Origin of the sequence: Kaistia geumhonensis (assembly GCF_030815145.1) — a bacterium.
Taxonomy (GTDB): domain Bacteria; phylum Pseudomonadota; class Alphaproteobacteria; order Rhizobiales; family Kaistiaceae; genus Kaistia; species Kaistia geumhonensis.
This window is the reverse complement of the sequence record NZ_JAUSWJ010000001.1, coordinates 850,849-868,710: the sequence shown is the minus strand read 5'-3', so window position 1 is coordinate 868,710 and position 17,862 is coordinate 850,849. Positions and strand designations below refer to the sequence as shown.

Below are 17,862 nucleotides of genomic sequence, written 5' to 3'. Positions count from 1 at the left end.
AACTAGAGGTCGCCCGTCTTCTTGGCGGGCAGGCTCGTCAGGAAGAGGTGCAGGGCCGCGACGTCGGTCTCGTCCAGCTTCTTCAGCATGCCGAAGGGCATGACCTTGATCGGCGTGCCGTCAGGCCGGAGCCCCGTCTTCAACATCTCGGCGAAGGCGTCGCGGTCGGCATAACGCGCCATGACGCCGCCCTCGCCGGGCGTCAGGTTGGCCGCATCCGGCCAGTCGCCGGGCGCGACCGGGATCGGTCCGCCGGAAAGGGCCGCGTTGTGGCAGTTGCGGCAGATATCGGCGACATGGTCGCCATAGGCCTGCGTCACGGCCGGCTCGATGGGTGGCGGCGCCGGGGCGTCGTGATCGATCCGCGCGGCGGCGTCGGTCATGAAGCCGGTGGCATAGAGAAGCTGTGCCGTCAGCGGAAGCTGGATCTCCGCCGTCTGGCCTTCGACCGCGGGGAGCGAGCGAACATAGCCGATGAGCTGGCCGATCTCGCGGTCGGTCATCCGGGCATATTCTTCGCTGGGCATTATCAGCGCCGGCCGGCCGTCGGGCTTCACGCCATGGCGCAGCAGGCGCACCCAGTCGAGCGGACCGAAGAAGGATGTGGCCGTTCCGACCGCCGGCGTGATGTTCGGGGCGCGAACGAGCAGCCCGTCGTCGTCGATAACGACACGCCCGGCGCCGTTCGGTCCGTGGCACTGCTGGCAGCCGCGCGTTTCGTAGAGATAGCGGCCGCGCTCGATGTCGGCGGGGGACGTGGCCAGGGCGATCGGCGCCACATTGACCGGGATGATGCGGTTACGCCGCGCCTCGCTGCCGAACCATGCGAAAGCGAGCACGCCAGCTGCGATGGCAGCCAAGCCTGCCGCCGCATAGCCGACGACGACGACGATACTCCGCATCCTGCCTCCCGAGGACGACACGGAGGCTACGGCAATCCGCGGCCGCGTGCTGTGGCGTGCTTCACATGCCGCCTTCCGGTGTCCCGCCCGCGACGATGCTGACGCGGCGGCCTTCCAGCCGGAGCGCGATCTCGCCGCGCTTCAACTTGAGCGCATTGTCGCCAAAAAGGTCGCGCCGCCATCCGGCGAGGGGGGCGACATCCGCCTCGTCGTCGCCGGCGATCGCCTCGAGCTCGTCGATGGTCGCGATGACGCGGGCTGCGACGCCATGCTCTTCGCTCGTCATCTTGAGCAGCACCTTGAGCAGGTCGACCGCCGCGCCGTTGCCGTCGGAGAGCGGCTTCACCTTCGGGACGCGCGGGAGCTGTTCCTTGGGGATCGCCATCGCGCGTCGGACCGCCGCGAGGATGTCCTCGCCGGTTCGGGAGCGTTCGAAGCCCTTGGGGATCGTGCGCAGCCGGCCGAGCGCCTCGGGCGTCGTCGGATGCTGCTCGGCGATCTCGTGAATGGCGTCGTCCTTGAGGATGCGTCCGCGCGGAACGTCCCGGGCCTGCGCCTCGCGCTCGCGCCAGGCCGCAAGCTCCATCAGCACGGCGAGCTGCAGCGGCTTCTTGATCCGCATCTTCAGTCGCTTCCAGGCATTCTCCGGCTCCACCTGGTAGGTGTCGACCGAAGTGAGGACGCTCATCTCCTCGGCGACCCACTCGCTGCGGCCCTGGCTTTCCAGCTTGCCGCTGAGCGCAAGATAGACATCGCGCAGGTGCGTCACGTCGGCGAGGGCATAGGCGATCTGGTGCTCGGTCAGCGGGCGGTGGCTCCAGTCCGTGAAGCGCGACGACTTGTCGATCGAGTGGCCGGTAATCCGGCCGACGAGCTGGTCATAGGAGATCGATTCGCCGAAGCCGCAGACCATCGCCGCGACCTGGGTATCGAAGATCGGATGCGGGAGGATGCCGCCGAGATGCCAGACGATTTCGATGTCCTGCCGGGCGGCGTGGAAGACTTTCATCACGCGCTCGTCGGCCATCAGCGCGAAGAAGGGCGCGAGGTCCAGCCCCGGCGCTTCCGCGTCTATGATCACGGCTTCGTCGCTGCTGGCGATCTGGATGATGCAGAGCTTCGGCCAGTAGGTCGTCTCCCGCATGAACTCGGTATCGACGGTGACGAAAGGGTGGCTGGCGAAGCGTGAACAGGCCGCGGCAAGGGCCTCGGTGGTCGAGATGATGTCCGTCATATGCCTTCCATAGCGCAGCCCGGCGAACTTGTCGCGGGGCGGAGGCATGTCGCAAAAAGGAAAGCCCAAGCTCCGGCGTCGGCCGCGCTGATTGGAGAAAAGCGCATCCGACGACTACGGGCTTGGGCGATCGATGTCGCAGTCTCCGGCGCGTGTGCACCTTTGCCGGGAAACGAAGCCGGCCGGAGTACATCCGTCCTGGCCGGCTGGCGGCTGCGCTCATCGCGCGCCCACCGCGTTTCTCACTGCGATGAGCGATAGATGGTGTCGGCTTTCTGCGTTGCAAGGGGTGCCGCCTTGGCCGGCCCCTTCGCCTTGACAACGAAAGGGACGCATGCGCTTTTCGCGCGCGTGCGACGGGGTCACCCGCCGCGCCTCCACCGTTAAGACCGGATCAGACCATGCACCGCTATCGAACCCATACCTGCGGCCAGCTCCGCGAAACCGACGCAGGCGCGACCGTCCGCCTGTCGGGCTGGGTGCATCGCGTGCGTGATCATGGCGGTGTCCTGTTCATCGACCTGCGCGACCATTACGGGCTGACGCAGGTGGTCGCCGATCCGGATTCGGCTGCCTTCCACACCGCCGAGCAGCTCCGCTCGGAATGGTGCGTGCGCATCGACGGCATCGTGAAGAAGCGGACGGCCGAGACGGTGAACCCGAACCTCGACACCGGCACCGTCGAGCTGTTCGCCACCGAGATCGAGGTCTTGTCGGCGGCGAAGGAACTGCCGCTGCCCGTCTTCGGCGAGCCCGACTATCCCGAGGACACCCGCCTCAAATACCGCTTCCTCGATCTGCGCCGCGAGACGCTGCACGCCAACATCGTGAAGCGTGCGGCCGTGATCGCCTCCATGCGCCGGCGGATGACCGAGATCGGCTTCACCGAATACTCGACGCCGATCCTGACCGCCTCGTCGCCGGAAGGCGCGCGCGACTTCCTCGTTCCCTCGCGCATCCATCAGGGCAAGTTCTATGCGTTGCCGCAGGCGCCGCAGCAGTACAAGCAGCTCCTGATGGTGGCCGGCTTCGACCGCTATTTCCAGATCGCGCCCTGCTTCCGCGATGAGGATCCGCGCGCTGACCGCCTGCCGGGCGAGTTCTACCAGCTCGACCTCGAGATGAGCTTCGTCACCCAGGACGACGTTCTGGGCACGATGGAGCCGGTGATGCGCGGCATCTTCGAGGAGTTCGCGGACGGCAAGGCCGTGACCCGGTCCTTCCGCCGCATTCCCTACGACACCGCCATACGCACCTATGGCTCCGACAAGCCGGACCTGCGCAACCCGATCGAGATGCAGGCGGTGACGCAGCATTTCGCCGGCTCGGGCTTCAAGGTGTTCGCACGCATGATCGAGGCCGATCCGAAGGCCGAGGTCTGGGCGATCCCGGCCAAGGGCGGCGGCTCGCGTGCCTTCTGCGACCGCATGAATTCCTGGGCGCAGACGCAGGGCCAGCCGGGTCTCGGCTATATCTTCTGGCGTGCCGAGAACGGCGCGCTCGAAGGCGCAGGCCCCGTCGCGAAGAATATCGGCGAGGAGCGCACCGACGCGCTCCGCGCACAGCTTGGTCTCGGCGAGGGCGACGCCGTCTTCTTCGTCGCCGGTGATCCGAAGAGCTTCTACCGCTTCGCCGGCGAGGCGCGCACGCGCGTCGGCACCGAGCTCGGCCTCGTCGACACCAACCGCTTCGAGCTTGCCTGGATCGTCGACTTCCCGTTCTTCGAATGGAGCGAGGAGGAGAAGAAGCTCGACTTCGCGCATAACCCCTTCTCGATGCCGCAGGGCGGGCTCGAAGCGCTGGAGAGCCAGGATCCGCTGACGATCAAGGCCTTCCAGTACGATCTCGTCTGCAACGGCTTCGAGATCGCCTCGGGCGGCATCCGCAACCACATTCCCGAGCTGATGGTGAAGGCTTTCGGGCTCGTGGGTCTCGACGAGACGACGGTGGAAGAGCGGTTCGGCGGCCTCTATCGCGCCTTCCAGTATGGCGCGCCGCCGCATGGCGGCATGGCGCCGGGCATCGATCGCATCGTGATGCTGATCTGCGGCGTGCAGAACCTGCGCGAGATCACGCTTTTCCCGATGAACCAGCAGGCGCAGGACCTTCTGATGGGCGCGCCGAGCGAGGCGTCGAACCGCCAGCTGCGCGAACTCGGGATTCGGATCAATCCGACGACCTGATGGGGCGGCAGGCCTGTGGACGAAATGCGATTTGTCCCTCGCCGCCCTTCCAACCCGTCGTCCGACCGCCTATATGACAGTCGCGCGACGACGACAGTCGAGCGCTTGACGCGGGGTGGAGCAGCCCGGTAGCTCGTCAGGCTCATAACCTGAAGGCCGCAGGTTCAAATCCTGCCCCCGCAACCAAACCGAATGTGAAAGGCCCGCCGCAAGGCGGGCCTTTTGCTTTTGGTGTTTGAGTGGACGCGCAAGCTGCTCGCGTCAGGCCTGCTCTGCCGATGGCAGGAGGCCGCTTTCGACCGCGACCCGCCGATACGCGGCGCCGGCCGTAAATCCGCCGTCGATCGTGAAATCCTCGCCCGTGATGAAGGACGACGCATCGGAGGCGAGGAAGAGGACGAGCTGCGCCACCTCGTCCGGCGTGCCGCTGCGGGCCATGGGCGTCAGGCCGATCATCGGCTTCAGATGCGGCGCGTTGGCGTTGAGGCCGGTCACGATGAGCCCCGGACAGACGCTGTTCACGCGAATGCCCCAGGTCACATATTCCATCGCGGCCGTTCGCGTCAGCCCTCGCACACCCCATTTGCTGGCGGTGTAGGCCGGGTCGTAGTGCCCCGAGAAGGCGCTGTTCGAGGCGATGTTGACGATGCTGCCGCCGCCGCCGTCGCGCATCAGCGGCGCTGCCGCCTGCATGCCGAGGAAGGTCCCGGTGAGGTTGATGGCGATCAGCCGGTTCCATGCCTCGAGCGTGGTGTCGTGCGTCGACTTGCGGTTGATGATCCCGGCATTGTTGACGAGAATATCCAGACGGCCTCTCCAGCGCCCGGCAGCGTCGAGCGCCGCCGACCAGCTTTCGGGGCGAGCGACGTCGAGATGGAAGAAGCGCGCCTCATGGCCTTCCGACGCCAGCGCCCGCGCGAGCGCATGGCCTTCTTCGTCGAGGATGTCGGCGATCAGCACCGCCGCCCCGGCCCGGGCGAGGAGGCGGACCTCCGCCTCGCCCTGTCCCCGGCTTCCGCCGGTGACGATGGCGACGCGGCCGCTGAGATCCGCGATGAGGGCTGCATTGCCGGTGGGACTGGTCACAGGCGGGCCTCCACGGTGCGCTGGGTCTGGACGCCGAGCCCGTCGATGCCGAGACGCATCGTCTGGCCGGGCGCGAGGAAGATCGGCGGCTTGTGGCCGAGACCGACGCCCGGCGGCGTTCCGGTGGCGATGATGTCGCCCGGCTGTAGCGTCATGAACTGCGAAATGTAGCTGACGAGCTTGGCAACGCCGAAGATCATTGTCCGCGTGCTGCCGTCCTGGCGGCGGATCCCATCCACCTCCAGCCAGATCGACAGCGCCTGGGGATCGGCGATCTCGTCGCGCGTGACGAGCCACGGGCCGATTGGCCCGAACGTGTCGTGGCTCTTGCCCTTGGTCCATTGCCCGCCCCGCTCGGACTGGAAGGCCCGCTCCGAGACGTCGTTGACGAGGCAGTAGCCCGCGACATGGGCGAGCGCCTCGTCCTCGGCGACATATTTGGCGCGCGTGCCGATGACGACGCCGAGCTCGACCTCCCAGTCGGTCTTGGCCGACCCCCTCGGAATCTCGACTTCGTCGAAAGGCCCGCTGATGGCGGTCGTCGCCTTCATGAAGAGGATCGGCTCCTCCGGCGGGGCCTTGCCGGTCTCCCGGGCGTGGTCGGCATAGTTGAGGCCGACGCAGATGAACTTGCCGACCGAACCGACGCAGGGACCGATGCGCGGCGATCCGGCCACGATCGGCAGGCTGTCCGGATCGAGTGCACGGAGCGCGGCGAGGCCCGCGGCGCCGAGCGTCTCGCCCGCAATGTCCGGCACGATGCCCGCGAGATCGCGGATCGTCCCGTCGTCATGGCTGAGCCCCGGCCTTTCCTGGCCGGGGGCGCCGTAGCGCAGCAGTTTCATCGGCGTCGGCGCTCCTAGGCCAGTCAGTAGAAGTCGGGCGCCTTGCGCAGGCTCGCCCATTGCGGGCCGTCATGACCGGCGACGACGAGCGCATCCGTCTTCGCCTGCACGGCGCGCAGCTTCTTAACCGAGCGGACCGCGTCGATCGTCGAGTGGAGCGCGCCGGGCAAGGCGCGCTCCTCCCAGTGGTCCATCGTGTCCGCGGCATCGACGGCGAGGAGCACATGCTGGCCGGCGGAGGTCCGCACGAGGATCGACTGGTGGCCGCAGGTGTGGCCGGGCGAGCGGATCAGGACAATCGAGCCGTCGCCATAGAGGTCGTAGAAATCGCCCCAGGCGTCCTCGAGCAGCAGCCACTTCAGCGACGGATCGTCGAAGTCCTTGCGCACATAGGCGAGGACGGCGAACCAGTCCGGCGTGAAGGCGTATTCATACTCCGTGCGCTGGACGACATGCGTCGCGTTCGGGAAACGGCCCACGGCTCCGACATGGTCGAGGTGGAGATGTGACAGCACGACGTAGCGCACGCTCTCCGGCGCGACGCCGAGCTTCTCCAGCTGCGCGACGCAGCCCTGCTCGGGCGTCAGCACGGGCTTGAAGAACTCCGCGACCTTGCCCCAGTGCCCGATCGGGTCGGTCGCGCATTCGACCGGCGTTCCGCCGTCGACGACGACATTGCCCTTGGGATGGGTGATCAGGAAGAATGGGACGGGGATGTCGAGATCGCTGTCCCCGCCCTGGTTGAGATAAATGTCGTGATACTTGCATTGGAGGATGCCGGTATCGAACATGTAGAGGCGAACCTCGGTCATCTTTCCTCCCTCGGAATTCTTGTTTTTCAGGACCGCGAATAGCCGACGAGACTGGCGTCGTCGATGTCCGGCAGGTTGACGACGATGTTGTCCGGCGTCCGGGCGGTCAGCCAGACCAGCTCCTCCGTCGTGCTCATATTGACCTCGACATGCGGCATGAAGGGCGGGACGAACACGAAGTCGCCTTCGGTCATGTCGACGAACTCGGCATAGTTCTCGCCGTAATAGATGCGCCCGCGACCCTTGAGCACATAGCCGCCCGTCTCGGCCTCCCCGTGGTGATGCGGGTAGGAGCGATAGCCCGGCTCGTTGGAGACGCGCCCGAACCAGATTTTTGTCGCCGGCGTGTGCTGCGGGCTGACGCCGGAGACGCGCACGGCGCCGCCCGACTGCCCGGTGCCGGTGTGTTCCTGGCCCGACCGGGTGACGACTGGAACGGCTTTCTCAGACATGGTTTCGCTCCTTGGAGACGATGGGCGCCGCGCGGCGGGCCTCACTTGATGAAGAGGTACTTCTTGCGGTCGATGGTCGAGGCGACCGCGAGGATGATGACAAGGCCCTTCACGATCTCCTGCGTGAAGCTCGACACTTCGGTCACGTCCATGCCGTTGGAGAGGATGGCGATGACGAGCACGCCAAGGATCGTGCGCTGCGGGCCTCCGATGCCGCCGGAGAGGGCGGTGCCGCCCATGACGATCGCCGCGATCGAATCGAGCAGCATGTTGGCGCCCGCCGCCGGCGTTCCCGCACCGACCTGCGCGGTGAGCAGGACGCCTGCAAGCCCGCAGAGCCCGCCCGAAAGCATGAAGGCGTAGACCTTGTACCGGTTGACAGGAACGCCAGTATTGGCGGCGACCACCTCGCCGCCGCCGATGGCGTAGAGGTAGCGGCCGAGCACGGTCTTGAACGCGACGAAGCTCAGAAGCGCCGCGGTCAGGAGGGCGATGAGGATGATGTTGGGAAGGCCCGGAACGAGTTCGGAATTCACGAACGTCGTCAGTCCCTGGTCCATGAACATGATCGACGAGCCGCCGCAGATCATGTTGGCGATGCCGGAAAGCACCGAGAGCATGCCGAGCGTCACCAGGAAGGACGGCACCTTCAGCGCGATCAGCGTCAGCCCGTTGATGAGCCCGACGGCGATACCAGCGCCGACCCCGGCCGCGATCGCGATGCCGGGCCCGAACGGATCGATGGCGAGAGCCGTCACGATCCCCGACAGCGTCACGATGGAGCCGACCGAGAGATCGATCGAGCCGATCATGATCACCATGGTGCCGGCAAGCGCGACGAGCAGCAGCACGGACGACTGCCGGCCGATATTCATGGCGTTGTCGAAGGTCGCGAAATAGGGGTTCTGCACGGCGAAGAAGGCGACCAGCGCCAGGATCACCAGGAGCGGATAGAGCGAGACGGCGTGGCGGGCGAGAAAGGACTGACCGTTCATGACGCCGGCTGCCGTTGGGGGCGCGGTGGTGGACAAGCGGGGCTCCGGTTCTGCTGATCAGACCATGTTGGTGACGACGGCGGTTTCCGACGGCTTGTCGTGAGCCGGGGCGGGGATCTCGGCCGATACGGCGCCGCCTCGAAAGGTGATGATGCGATTGGAGAGGCCGATGATCTCGGGGAGATTCTCCGAGATGAGCACGATCGCGACCCCGTCGCGGGCGAGGCTGCGCAGGAGCGCGTAGATCTCTTCCTTGGCGCCCACGTCAAGGCCGCGGCCCGGATCGTCGAGCACGAACACGCGGACGCCGCGCGCCAGCCATTTCGCGAACACGACCTTCTGGGCATTGCCGCCGGAAAGGTTGCGGATCTGCTGGTTGCGCCCCGCGGTCTTGATGCGCAGGCGCTGGATCCAGCGATCGGTCGTCTGCGCCTGCCGCCGGCCGGAAAGGATCGGCAGGAAGCGTCCCGCGAAGCTGCGGATGCTCGGCAGCACGAGGTTGGACTGCACCGAATGCATGCCGATGACGCCCGCGACGTTGCGCTCGGCCGGGACGGAACCGATGTCGGCGGCGAGCGCTGCGGCGCGTGAGCCCGGGCGAAGGGGGCGGCCGTGAACGCGGATGGCGCCTCTGCTCGGCCGCAGCGCGCCGGTGATGACGTGGCCGAGTGTCGTCTTGCCCGACCCGAGCACGCCGGCAACGCCGACGATCTCGCCCGCGCGCACGGACAGGGAAACGGGGCGAAGCTGACCGGACACCTCGACGTCGACGAGTTCGAGCACCGGCTCGCCGAAAGTCTCCCGCTGCTCGTGTTCCTTGTAGTAGCCGGCCGAGCGGGGCCTGCCGACGATCGCCTCGTGCAGGAGGTCGGGCGTCGCACTATCGATCGGCCAATGACCGCTGACGCGGCCGTCCTTCAACGTCGTCACGGCATCGCAGACCGCGAAGACGTCGGAAAGACGATGCGAGACGAGAAGGATCGACGCTTTGCTGCGCCAGCGCCGGATCGAATCGAAGAGGATTTCCGTCTCGCGGTCGGAGAGCGCGCTGGTGGGTTCGTCGAGCAGAACGATCGGCTCGACGGGATAGAGATGCCCGAGTGCGAAGGCCTTCGCGATCTCGACGAGCTGCCGCTCGCCGAAAGTCAGCGCTCCTGTCACGGCATCGGGATCGATCGCGATGCCGAGCTCTCCAAGCACGTTGCCCGCGAACCTTCGCATCGCGGCGGCGCCGAGAATGCCGGCGCGGGAGAACTGGCGCTCGCGACCCAGCAGGATGTTCTCGTAGACGAGCAGATTGGCGACGAGTCCCTGTTCCTGGAAGACCGTCGCGATGCCCGCGCGGGCGGCCTCGGCGGGGCTGCCGAGAGTGACCGGACGGCCGGCGACGAGCACCTGGCCCTCGCTCGGCCGCGCGGTGCCGTTGATCACGGAGATGATGCTCGACTTGCCGGCGCCGTTCTCCCCGACCAGCCCCAGAACGCTGTGACGGTCGAGACGGAGATCGACGCCGCCGAGGGCCGTCACAGGGCCGTAGCGCTTGGTGACGGCCTTCAGTTCCAGGGCTGGAGGGGGGAGGCTGGTCATGCGGGCAGCGCGTCAGGCTTTGACCGGGCCGGTCTTGTAGTGCGCCGCATACAGGGCATCGATCTTGGAGAACTCGCCGCGCTCGGCCGCGCCCTTGTAGACCGGGTTGAGGCGGTCTTTTCCGTCGGGGAAGGGCGCCCAGTAGGTGTCGGGGTCGATGGCCGTGATCTTGTTCTGCGGATCCCAGGTCTCGGGATTGAGCGCGCGGCTCATGAGCGCCCAGTCGAACGGCTTCGAATCCTTGCCGTAGATCGCGGCCTCGATCTTCGCTGCGTTCTCGGCCGTCGCGAGGGCCGAACCGGTGAAGAGGAGCCGCTCGCCGAGCGTCGGCTTCCAGCCGTTCAGCGCGTCGAAGGCGAGCACCGTCGTGAAGCCGGCGCCATAGGGCGGCAGCGAGGTGTGGGTCGCGACCATCTGCTCGCCCTTGGCGACCTCCTTGAGGCCCTCAGGCAGGCCGTCGACGCCCGACACCTTCACATTGGTCAGCTTGCGCTCGCGCAGGACGCTGAGCACGCCGAGCGCCATGTTGTCGTTCTGCGCGAACACCGCCTTCATGTCCGGGTGAGCGGTGACCATCGACAGCATCACCTTGCGCGCCTGCTCGCGGTCCCAGTTGGCACGCAGGCCGCCGACGATCTGGATTCCGGGGAATTCCTTGGCCGCCTGCATCAGGCCGAGCGTGCGGTAGGTGTCGGTCGGCGTGGCCATGCCGGCGATGTGGACGACCTTGCCCTCGCCGCCGATGCTCTCGAACAGCGCCTTGGCCACCTCATAGGCGCCTTCGATCGAGTTAGGGGTCACGAAGGACACATAGTAGTCGCCGATGTCCGGCGGCGTGAACCAGGCCGGCGACTCCCAGCTCGGCACGTAGAAGATGCTGCTGTCCTGGCAGAAGCGCGCGACCGTCGGCAGTGAACCGGCCGGCTCGACGCAGCCGATCAGCATCTTGGCCTGGCTCGCCGGCAGGCTGCGCACCTGCGCCAGCTGCCTGGCGGTGTCGTTCTGGTGGAACAGCTCCTGGGTGGGCAGGTCGAGCGCCTTGGCAGCGTCGCCGAAGGCACGTGTCCAGACCGACCAGTAGTCGTTGGCCGGCGTCGAGACCTGATTGGCGATCTTGCCGCGGACGATCTCCGCCGCCTCGGCCATGCGGCTGACGGCCGGTGTCATTGCCAGCGAGACGCCGGCGGCTCCGGCAAGTTGCAGGAACACGCGCCGGCTCAGGCCGGACGGCAGCGCAAGGCCGGTCGCAACGATGTTGCGCTCTTGATCGCTCATTGGGTCTCCTCCCGTCAGAAAGCTATGAATTATTGCTATCCAATAAAATCTCAATTATCGAACTGTCAAGTCGGGTCGTGAGGAGGCGATTTCCGGGTTTCGAGGAGAGGGAGGGGCGGTAAGCGGAGGATCGGGTTCTCGTCGCGAGGAATGCTGCATCTGCGAAGGGTTCGTGCTGCGGCTGCTCCGAGCTGATCCGAGGTGACAGGCTTCGCCGCCCGCCGCCAGAACATCCTTCGGCTCCCAATGATCGATAAATAGTCAGATGGCGATAAATCAGAGAGAAATCAGAATGCTGAACGGACAGGTTGCGCTCATCACCGGCGCCGCACATCCGGCGGGGATCGGATTCGCGATTGCCCGCACATTGCTGGCGGCCGGTGCCGCGGTGACGATTGTCGATCTCGGGCAGGAGGCATGCGACGCGGCGGCGCGGAGCCTGACCGCCGCGCTGTCGGAGAAGGGGACGCGGCACGAACCGCCGCTCGCCATGGCGGCCGATGTCCGTGACCGCGCCGCGCTAGAGTCAGTGGTCGCGAAGACGGTCGAACGCTTCGGCGGCCTCGACGTCCTCGTCAGCAATGCCGGCATCGCGCAGCCGCGCAAGATCATGGACATCAGCGACGAAGACTGGTCGGCCACACTCGACATCAACCTGCGCGGGATGCTGAACCTGACCCAGGCGGCCCTGCCGCATCTCGCCGATAGCGGGCGGATCGTGGCGATCGCCTCGATCGCGGCGCAGCGTGGCGGCGGGCTGCTCGGGGGGCCGCACTACGCGGCCTCGAAAGGGGGCGTCCTGTCGCTTGCGAAGAGCATGGCGCGGGAGTTCGGACCGCGCGGCATCCGGGTCAACTGCGTCAATCCGGGCGTGATCATCACGGGAATGAACGCGACGGCCTTCGACGACGCGACCCGTCAGCGCCTGCTCGATCAGATTCCGCTCGGCCGCTTCGGCACGCCCCAGGACGTCGCCGATGTCTGCCTCTTCCTCGCTTCGGCACAGTCGGGCTACCTGACTGGTACGGCGATCGACATCAATGGCGGTATGCACATCCATTGATCGGCTTCGCTTGACCGTCGCGGGGCAGGGCTCCAAGGTTCTGAATGCTGCAGCGCGGCGTATGACGTTGATCTTGCGAGAGGATATCGGCGGATGGACAGCCTGAGCCGCATGATCGGCATCTTCGATCTCTTCGAAGGCGAGCGCACCGTCGTGACCGTCGAAGAGGTCGCGGCCGCGCTCGACTGCTCGGTTCCGACGGCCTACCGCTATCTGAAGACCCTGAGCACGGCGGGCCTCATCGCGCCGGGAATCGAGGGCGGCTTCGGCCTCGGCGCGCGCATCATCCAGCTCGATCGCCAGATTCGCCTCAACGATCCGCTGCTGCACCGCGCCGGCGATGTCATGGAGCGGCTGATCGGAGAAGTGCGCGGCAACCTGATGGTCTGCGCCTCCTACGGCAAGAACGTCGTCTGCATCGCCCAGGCCTGGCCCGACCGGACGGTGCTGACGAGCTATGATCGCGGCCGGCCGATGCCGCTGCTTCGCGGCGCCGCCGGCAAGGCCATCCTCGCGAATCTCCCGGATCACCGCTTGCGAAGCCTGATGCTCGCCAATGCCGCGGAGATCGCCGCCGCCGGCCTCGGCAGGGATTGGGCCGAGTTCCGCAAGACGCTGAAGGCAATCCGCAAGCAGGGCTATGCCGTGAGCGTCGGCGAGGTCGACGAGCGCAATGCCGGCATCGCCGCGCCGATCCTCAGCCCCGAGAAGCGTTCGCTCGGATGCCTCGTCCTCGTCGTCCCGCGCAAGGAATTCGACGAGGCCACCATTCCCGATATCGGCGCGAAGCTCATCGCCGGCGCCCGAGCCATCTCGGGCTGATTATTGTCCCGGTGGGGCCGTCATTCTCGATGGCGGCGCGTCGCTCAGCGCCGAGGCCGAGGCCGAGCGACCGGGGACGGTGATTCGCCCGCCTTCCGCAAGGCCATGTGCATCCCGCCATGGATGATCGCCCCGGCGCCGAGCAGGGATTTGTCGAGTGCGCACAAAACCGAGAATGACGGATTGACGAGATTGCCGATCCGCAATCGGCAGCTCTGGCTTGTGAGTTGGTGGGCGTCCGCCAAGGAAAGGCCGGTGATGCCGGCAACCCAGCGAACCAGCCCTGCGACTGCGATCCGGCAAGCGTCTTCCAATGGCCGTGCGCTGCCGATCACGCCGATTTCTCCGTCTGTCTCGAGCCGCGGCCAATCGAAGTTCGGTTCCATCGGCAGGCGATCGCAGACGAGGGTCGTATGGAACGCGCCCTCGATCGCCGTGCCGGCGATCTCGCCGTCACCCTGCGCATAGTGCCCGTCGCCGATATAAAGATGGGCGCCGTCGACATTCGCCTTGAGATAGAGCGTGGCGCCCGGGCCGAGATCCGGAATATCGAGATTGCCGCCGAAATCGCCGGGGACGAGCCCAAGCCGTACTTCGCCATGCGCCGGAGCGACACCGACCGTGCCGTGGAACGGCCGATAGGGCACACGTAACGAAGTGCCGTTCTCGGCGACTGTCGCAAGGCTGCGCCGCTCGCCATCATCGAAACGCCAGATCCAGACCCGCTCCTCCTGCGGCGCCTGCAGGTTCGGCGTAACACGCGTGCCCGAGAGCAGCCCGAAATCGGGGGAGATGGTGGCAACACCCCAGTCCCGCGCCGGCTCCAGCGCGGCGAGATGCACTGCGACGATATCGCCCGCCGCGACGCCTTCGATCGCAATCGGACCCGTGAGCGGGTTGACGCGCGGGAAGGGCGCGACCTCGCGCGGCCTGCCGTCGACGCCGGTGAGCTTTCCAGAGAAGCAGTCCTCGGTGAAGACCGTCAACCGCTCGCGGCAGGCAATGGTGACGCGCGGCGTGTGGCCACCGATCTGGAAGACGAAATCGTCGGTGTCGCTATCGGCCATACCTCAGCCTCGCCTTGTGTTGAGTTTCGCCGGGCGGCTGCGCAGATGCGTGCGCCAGCGCGCCACCGCGAGGCCGATGATCGCGGCGAGATAGGGCAACATCAGCACGAACTGCGAGGGAATCGAGAAGGCCTGCAGCCGGTCGCCAAGGGCACCGAAAAAACCGAACAGAAGCGAGGCTGCCGCCGTGATCCATGGCTGGCCGCCGCCGAACAGGGTCGCGGCGAGGCCGATGAAGCCGCGCCCGCTCGTCATGTCGGGCAGGAAGAAATGCAGCTTGTCCATCGAGAGCTGCGCGCCGGCGAGACCGGCGAGGAGCCCGCTGATGGCCAGCGACAGCGCCTTCATCCGCGCGACGTCGATGCCGGCCGACCGTGCTGCATGCTCGTCCTCGCCGGCGGCCCTGAGATAGGCGCCGAGCGGCGTCCGGTAGAGGAAGACGGCAAGCAGCGGAACGGCGAGGAAGGCGGCGAGCACGATGATGCTCTGTCCTTCGAGCGCCGGGCCGATGACGGGCAGGAAGGAGAGGCTGCCGGCCGGGACATGCCAGATATCGGGGAAGGCGAGGGGGCGGAGGCCGCCGGGACTCTGGTAGAACCATTCGAGCGCGAACAGGCTACCGCCGGCCGCGAGCAGGTTGATGCCGAGGCCGGCGACGATGAAATCGGCCGAGAAGCCGAGGGTCATGAGCGCCAGCAGCTGCGACATCAGCACGGACGCGACGAGCGCCGCCAGAAGCGCAAGCGGCGCGCTGTCGGTCGCTGCACCGACCGCGATGGCAACGAAGGCGCCGACGAGCATCATCCCCTCGACCGCGACGTTCAGGATATTGGCGCGCAGCGTGATCATCGCGGCGAGCGCCGCCAGCAGGATCGGCGCGGTCTGCTCGAGGATGGCGGCGAGAAGGGCGGTGGTGGCCATGGTCAGCTCCGCCCCCACTTCAGCTTTGGCCGCGCGGTCATCAGGAGGACGAGCAGGCCGGTCAGGAGGTCGACAAGCGATCGCGGCACGTCTGTCGAGATCTGCATATAGGCGGCGCCGTTGATCATCATCGCGTAGAAGATCGAGGTCGCCACCGCGCCGATCGGATGCACCCGTGCCAGCAGCGCGCAGGTGAGGCCGACGAGGCCGTAGTCGGGCGAGAAGTTCTGCTCGAAGCGGTGGCCGATGCCGAGCACATAGAGCGCGCCGGCGAGCCCGCCGAACCCGCCCGCTACCAGCATGGCGGTGATGATGCGCCGATCGGCCGGGATGCCCACGGATTTCGCGAAGCGGAGATTGGTGCCCGAGGCGCGAAGCTGCGCGCCCCACTCGGTGCGGAAGAGCACCAGCCAGGTGACGCCCGCGAGCACCAGCGCGACGATGATGCCGCTCGTCGCGCCGCGCACGCCCGGCAGATCGGGCAGCCAGATGGACGCCGGCAGCATCTGGCTGACCGCGCCATAGCTCGCCGTGTCGCGGATCACCTGGTTGGAGAGATAGGAGGTGAAGAGCAGCACGATGATGTTGAGCATCAGCGTCGTCACCACCTCGTCGACGCCGAGGCGGATCTTGAGCGTCGCCGGGATCCAGCCGAGGAACGCGCCGGCTAGGATGCCGCCCGCGACGGCGAGCGGGAATAGGATGACCGGCGAAAGGCCGCCCAGCATGACACCGATCACCGTCGTCGCGATTGCCCCCGCATAGAGCTGGCCCTCGCCGCCGACATTGAAGATGCCGGCCCGGAACGAGAAGATGACCCCGAGCGCGATCAGGAGCAGCGGTGTGGCGCGGTTGAGAAACAGCGCGAAATTGCCGACCGAATCGAAATTGGCGAACAAGAGATCGCGATAGGCCTGGACCGGGTCGTCGGTGATGCAGGCAACGAGCACGAAGCCGAGCGCCAGTGTCAGCAAGATCGCCGCAAGCGGTGCCCGCACGGCCTTCAGCGTGTCGATGAAGACGCCGGCCATCACGCAGCCTCCGCCGTGACGCCGCCATTCATGAGCTGGCCGACGCCGATCTCGTCAGCATCCTTGCGGTCGAGCACCTTGAGCAACTGTCCGGAATACATGACGCCGATCCGGTCGGAGAGCGCGAAGATCTCGGAGAGCTCCGAGGAGATCAGGAGGACGGCGCGGCCGCGATCGGCGGCGGCCATCATCCGCGCATAGATGAACTCGGCCGCGCCGATATCGAGCCCGCGCGTCGGCTGGCAGATGACGAGAAGGTCGGGATCGCGGTTGAGCTCGCGGGCGATGACGAGCTTCTGCATGTTGCCGCCCGAAAGCTGGCCGGCCGGCGTCGCGGGCGCTGCGCCGCGCACGTCGAACTCGGCGATCTTCTCTGACGCAAAGGCATCGCGCCGCGCGACATCGACGAGGCCCGAACGCGTGAGCCCGGAGCGTGTGTAGTTGGTCGCGGCGAGGTTCTCCGCCACCGACATGGTGATGCTGAGGCCGCGATCGAGCCGGTCCTCGGGAACGAAGCCCATGCCGGCCTGCAGACGCTCGGGAACGGAGGCAGTCGTGATATCGCGCCCGTTGAGGGTGATCGTGCCGGCCTGCGTCTCGATCAGCCCGACGATCGCCTCGGCGAGTTCGGTCTGGCCGTTGCCGTCGACCCCGGCGATGCCGACGATCTCGCCGGCGCGGATATCGAGCGAGACGGCATCAAGCAGCAGGCGCCCGGTTGAATTGGTGACGCTGACGCCTTCGAGCGACAGCACGGGCGCGCCAAAGCGGCGCGGCTCGGCGCTATCGCCGCGGCCGACCAGGAAGACGTTGCGCCCGACCATGTCGCGGGCGATGTCGGTCTCGGAAACAGTGGCCGTCGGATAGGTCGAGATGCTCTCGCCGCGCCGGATGACGGTGACGACGTCGGAGACGGCTTTCACCTCGCGCAGCTTGTGGGTGATGAAGAGGATCGTCCGGCCGCGGGCCCGCAGTCCGTCGATGATGCCGATGAGTTCGTCGACTTCGGGCGGCGTCAGCACGGCCGTCGGCTCGTCGAGGATCAGCAACTCCGCGTCGAAGGCCAGCGCCTTCAGGATCTCGACGCGCTGCCGCTGGCCGACTGATAGGCTGCGCACCGGCGCCTCCGCGTCGAGGCGGAAATTGAAGCGCTCGATCAGTTCCCCGGCCCGCTCGGTCATCGCCTTGCGGTCGGAGAAGAAGCCGTATTTCCGGATGTGGCGCCCGAGATAGATGTTCTCGGCGACCGTCATCGACGGCACGAGCGTGAAATGCTGGTGGACCATGCCGATGCCGAGCCGGCTGGCGGTGATCGGATCGGGGATGGTCACCGCGCGGCCGTTCAGCTGGATCGTGCCGGCGCTCGGCTGATGGATGCCGGCGAGGATGTTCATGAGCGTCGACTTGCCGGCGCCGTTCTCCCCGCAGATGACATGCACCGCGCCGCGCCGGACCGAAAGGTCGACATGCTTCAGCGCGACCTTGTCGCCGAAGTTCTTGGCGATCGCCGACAGGGTAAGGATTTCGTCGTGCTCGTTCATGCGCTGGTCCGCCGGCGGGGCGAAAAGGATGCGGGAACGGCCGGGC

At 66.9% G+C, this 17,862-nt stretch carries 16 protein-coding genes and 1 tRNA gene; 4 read left to right on the top strand and 13 right to left on the bottom strand.

The annotated features are described in order from the left end of the window. Positions 1-2 precede the first annotated feature (2 nt). Entirely contained in the window at positions 3-902 is a 900-nt protein-coding gene (locus QO015_RS04020; RefSeq protein WP_266281291.1) for a c-type cytochrome, read from the bottom strand. 61 nt (positions 903-963) lie between these two features. Continuing rightward, positions 964-2,136 (bottom strand): ribonuclease D, encoded by a 1,173-nt coding sequence (gene rnd / locus QO015_RS04015; protein WP_266281292.1) that lies wholly within the window; start codon positions 2,134-2,136, stop codon positions 964-966. Between the two features lie 401 nt (positions 2,137-2,537). On the opposite strand from rnd, the gene aspS reads away from it, so the two are divergent. After that, a complete protein-coding gene (gene aspS / locus QO015_RS04010; RefSeq protein ID WP_266281293.1) occupies positions 2,538-4,319 on the top strand; it encodes an aspartate--tRNA ligase in 1,782 nt (593 codons plus the stop codon). Positions 4,320-4,428: 109 nt separating this feature from the next. After that, positions 4,429-4,505: transfer RNA gene (locus QO015_RS04005), tRNA-Met, on the top strand. 75 nt (positions 4,506-4,580) lie between these two features. Here QO015_RS04005 and QO015_RS04000 read toward each other — a convergent pair. From QO015_RS04000 to QO015_RS03970, 7 genes are read right to left on the bottom strand one after another with little or no spacing between them, the layout of a single operon-like run. Next, positions 4,581-5,405, bottom strand: a complete 825-nt coding sequence (locus QO015_RS04000) for an SDR family NAD(P)-dependent oxidoreductase (RefSeq protein WP_266281295.1) — start codon at positions 5,403-5,405, stop codon at positions 4,581-4,583. Next, positions 5,402-6,250, bottom strand: coding sequence for a fumarylacetoacetate hydrolase family protein (locus QO015_RS03995; RefSeq protein WP_266281297.1), 849 nt, complete (start codon positions 6,248-6,250; stop codon positions 5,402-5,404). Before QO015_RS03995 ends, QO015_RS04000 begins: the two co-directional genes overlap by 4 nt. A 23-nt stretch (positions 6,251-6,273) precedes the next feature. Continuing rightward, positions 6,274-7,062, bottom strand: a complete 789-nt coding sequence (gene attM / locus QO015_RS03990) for an AttM family quorum-quenching N-acyl homoserine lactonase (protein WP_266281298.1) — start codon at positions 7,060-7,062, stop codon at positions 6,274-6,276. 26 nt (positions 7,063-7,088) lie between these two features. Beyond that, entirely contained in the window at positions 7,089-7,514 is a 426-nt protein-coding gene (locus tag QO015_RS03985; RefSeq protein ID WP_266281299.1) for a cupin domain-containing protein, read from the bottom strand. A 41-nt stretch (positions 7,515-7,555) separates the two neighbouring features. Then, entirely contained in the window at positions 7,556-8,545 is a 990-nt protein-coding gene (locus tag QO015_RS03980) for an ABC transporter permease (protein ID WP_266281301.1), read from the bottom strand. Between the two features lie 21 nt (positions 8,546-8,566). After that, a complete protein-coding gene (locus QO015_RS03975; RefSeq protein WP_266281303.1) occupies positions 8,567-10,096 on the bottom strand; it encodes a sugar ABC transporter ATP-binding protein in 1,530 nt (509 codons plus the stop codon). A 12-nt stretch (positions 10,097-10,108) separates the two neighbouring features. Further along, positions 10,109-11,371, bottom strand: a complete 1,263-nt coding sequence (locus tag QO015_RS03970) for a sugar ABC transporter substrate-binding protein (RefSeq protein WP_266281305.1) — start codon at positions 11,369-11,371, stop codon at positions 10,109-10,111. Between the two features lie 292 nt (positions 11,372-11,663). On the opposite strand from QO015_RS03970, the gene QO015_RS03965 reads away from it, so the two are divergent. Continuing rightward, entirely contained in the window at positions 11,664-12,434 is a 771-nt protein-coding gene (locus tag QO015_RS03965) for an SDR family NAD(P)-dependent oxidoreductase (RefSeq protein ID WP_266281307.1), read from the top strand. A gap of 93 nt (positions 12,435-12,527) precedes the next feature. Continuing rightward, positions 12,528-13,256 carry an IclR family transcriptional regulator gene (locus QO015_RS03960; protein WP_266281308.1) on the top strand — a complete coding sequence of 243 codons (729 nt, stop codon included), beginning with the start codon at positions 12,528-12,530 and terminating at the stop codon, positions 13,254-13,256. A 44-nt stretch (positions 13,257-13,300) separates the two neighbouring features. On the opposite strand, the gene QO015_RS03955 is transcribed toward QO015_RS03960, so the two are convergent. From QO015_RS03955 to QO015_RS03940, 4 genes are read right to left on the bottom strand one after another with little or no spacing between them, the layout of a single operon-like run. Next, positions 13,301-14,323, bottom strand: a complete 1,023-nt coding sequence (locus tag QO015_RS03955; RefSeq protein WP_266281310.1) for an acetamidase/formamidase family protein — start codon at positions 14,321-14,323, stop codon at positions 13,301-13,303. Positions 14,324-14,326: 3 nt separating this feature from the next. Then, on the bottom strand, positions 14,327-15,244 hold the full coding sequence (locus QO015_RS03950; protein WP_266281312.1) for an ABC transporter permease: 918 nt from the start codon (positions 15,242-15,244) through the stop codon (positions 14,327-14,329). A 2-nt stretch (positions 15,245-15,246) separates the two neighbouring features. Beyond that, positions 15,247-16,275 (bottom strand): ABC transporter permease, encoded by a 1,029-nt coding sequence (locus QO015_RS03945; protein WP_266281314.1) that lies wholly within the window; start codon positions 16,273-16,275, stop codon positions 15,247-15,249. After that, positions 16,275-17,816, bottom strand: coding sequence for an ABC transporter ATP-binding protein (locus QO015_RS03940; protein ID WP_266281315.1), 1,542 nt, complete (start codon positions 17,814-17,816; stop codon positions 16,275-16,277). The genes QO015_RS03945 and QO015_RS03940 overlap by 1 nt, the downstream gene beginning before the upstream one ends. Positions 17,817-17,862: the final 46 nt, after the last annotated feature.

Excerpts from the sequence above, each read along its gene's own strand:
- QO015_RS04020 (WP_266281291.1), bottom strand. The coding sequence starts at position 902 with ATGCGGAGTATCGTCGTCGTCGTCGGCTATGCGGCGGCAGGCTTGGCT.
- rnd (WP_266281292.1), bottom strand. The coding sequence starts at position 2,136 with ATGACGGACATCATCTCGACCACCGAGGCCCTTGCCGCGGCCTGTTCA.
- aspS (WP_266281293.1), top strand. The coding sequence starts at position 2,538 with ATGCACCGCTATCGAACCCATACCTGCGGCCAGCTCCGCGAAACCGAC.
- QO015_RS03995 (WP_266281297.1), bottom strand. The coding sequence starts at position 6,250 with ATGAAACTGCTGCGCTACGGCGCCCCCGGCCAGGAAAGGCCGGGGCTC.
- attM (WP_266281298.1), bottom strand. The coding sequence starts at position 7,062 with ATGACCGAGGTTCGCCTCTACATGTTCGATACCGGCATCCTCCAATGC.
- QO015_RS03985 (WP_266281299.1), bottom strand. The coding sequence starts at position 7,514 with ATGTCTGAGAAAGCCGTTCCAGTCGTCACCCGGTCGGGCCAGGAACAC.
- QO015_RS03975 (WP_266281303.1), bottom strand. The coding sequence starts at position 10,096 with ATGACCAGCCTCCCCCCTCCAGCCCTGGAACTGAAGGCCGTCACCAAG.
- QO015_RS03970 (WP_266281305.1), bottom strand. The coding sequence starts at position 11,371 with ATGAGCGATCAAGAGCGCAACATCGTTGCGACCGGCCTTGCGCTGCCG.
- QO015_RS03965 (WP_266281307.1), top strand. The coding sequence starts at position 11,664 with ATGCTGAACGGACAGGTTGCGCTCATCACCGGCGCCGCACATCCGGCG.
- QO015_RS03960 (WP_266281308.1), top strand. The coding sequence starts at position 12,528 with ATGGACAGCCTGAGCCGCATGATCGGCATCTTCGATCTCTTCGAAGGC.
- QO015_RS03955 (WP_266281310.1), bottom strand. The coding sequence starts at position 14,323 with ATGGCCGATAGCGACACCGACGATTTCGTCTTCCAGATCGGTGGCCAC.
- QO015_RS03950 (WP_266281312.1), bottom strand. The coding sequence starts at position 15,244 with ATGGCCACCACCGCCCTTCTCGCCGCCATCCTCGAGCAGACCGCGCCG.
- QO015_RS03945 (WP_266281314.1), bottom strand. The coding sequence starts at position 16,275 with ATGGCCGGCGTCTTCATCGACACGCTGAAGGCCGTGCGGGCACCGCTT.
- QO015_RS03940 (WP_266281315.1), bottom strand. The coding sequence starts at position 17,816 with ATGAACGAGCACGACGAAATCCTTACCCTGTCGGCGATCGCCAAGAAC.